Origin of the sequence: Actinoplanes aureus, from assembly GCF_015704865.1 — a bacterium.
Taxonomy (GTDB): Bacteria; Actinomycetota; Actinomycetes; order Mycobacteriales; family Micromonosporaceae; genus Actinoplanes; species Actinoplanes aureus.
In genome coordinates this window covers 1-1,515 of sequence record NZ_JADQTO010000089.1, presented here as the reverse complement: position 1 = coordinate 1,515, position 1,515 = coordinate 1, and the positions used below count along the sequence as shown (strand labels likewise).

At 67.5% G+C, this 1,515-nt stretch carries 1 protein-coding gene; it reads right to left on the bottom strand.

Annotated features, from left to right (window positions below):
- Positions 1-170: 170 nt before the first annotated feature.
- Positions 171-1,397, bottom strand: coding sequence for an IS701 family transposase (locus I4J89_RS49040; protein WP_230860870.1), 1,227 nt, complete (start codon positions 1,395-1,397; stop codon positions 171-173).
- Positions 1,398-1,515 lie beyond the last annotated feature (118 nt).

Genomic DNA, 1,515 nt, shown 5'->3' with positions numbered 1-1,515 from the left:
ATGGTGGTAGATAGAGGTTGAGGGCGCGGCCGTTTCCGACGGCGTTGAGGAGTTGCTGGAGTTCACGGGGTGGCGGTTTGTTGGTCCAGGCTGTCCAACAGCGTTGCAGTAGCAGCCATGGGGTGAGCCAGGCGCGGACGGCGCGGAGGGCTTTCGGCCAGCTGGGCCGATCATTGGTGGGGCTGGGTTCGGCGCCCCCTCTCTCCGGAGTCGTCAGAGACGGATTCCGGGAGAGTCGCGGTGTTGTCGCTTGTGGATGGTTGGTCGAACCAGGTGTTCCAGCAGAATGAGAATGCGCAGTTCACGAGGGTTTGGTGGCGGCGGATCGCGGTCGCGGAGCGGACTTGGAAATCCGCCCAGCCGAGTTCATCTTTGACCTGTTTGTAGCTTTGCTCGATCCAGTGCCGGATCCCGTAGAGCCGCACGACCTCGGTCAGGTCCGCCGGGTCGTGGGCGGCGTCCGGGGTGTCGTGTGGGCCGCCGGGGCGGGGCAGGTTCGTGGCCAGGTACCAGGTGGCCTTGTCCGGCAAGGTTGCCGGGTCGGTGGTGGCGACCACGAGACGGGTGTGTTCGTCGGGTCCCCACCAGGCCAGTCGGGCGTCGGTGGCCCACCAGGTCTCGGTGTGTCCGTCGCGGAAGGTTCGCGTGACCGGGTGCCAGCCGCCGGGATCGTCCGGGCCGCCCCAGGGCACGGCCCGGGCGGCGTCTTTCGGCGTGTACGCCTCGGCACCGTACTGCCAGGTGCCCCGGGACGGCTTGAGTGCCATGACGAAACCCAGCCCGCTCTGACGTAGCGCACCGCGCAGGTCGTCGTGCTCGCCGTAGAAGCTGTCCGCCACCACCGCCCGGCAGGCCACGCCGGCGGCAAGCGCTTTGGCGATCAGATCGGCGGCGATCTGCAACTTGGTGCGGAACTCGGGGTCGGCCTGCTTGCGAGGGAAATGGGAGGCTGGTGTGTAGGGCTGCGCGTGCAGCGGATAGTAGAGGCGTTCGTCGGCCCAGACGGTGGTCACGGTGACGATGCCGTTGTCGGTCTTGCCGTAACGGCCCAGCCACTGCCGGCCGACATGCGCCGTCGCGGTGCCGTCCTTACGGTCGCCGGAGTCGTCGATCGCGATCACGCCACGAGCGTGCGGCGCCGTCGAGGGATCGCCGACCAGCAACTCCAACCGCCGCCGGTTGATCTCGTCGGCGTCCCACGTGGACTGCGACAGGAAGTACTGCAACCGTTGCACCGCAGCATGCTGCGCGCCGGCGACCGGCTCCGCCCCGGCCAGACCGGTCAACGTCTTGTTCCGATCGCGGGGCGCGAGCAGACCAGTCAGGTACTCCCGGAACCCGCGTCGCTGCGCCAGCCGGGAGAACAACTCGTCGAAACACGCCGCGTAGTCCTCCAACGGACCCGCAGCCGGCGGACACACCGCACGAACCACCCAGCACCCCAACGCTCGACAGAACACCTGCCGAACACAACGCCACACACCACAAGAAGGTTACGAAGACGACAAACTACCG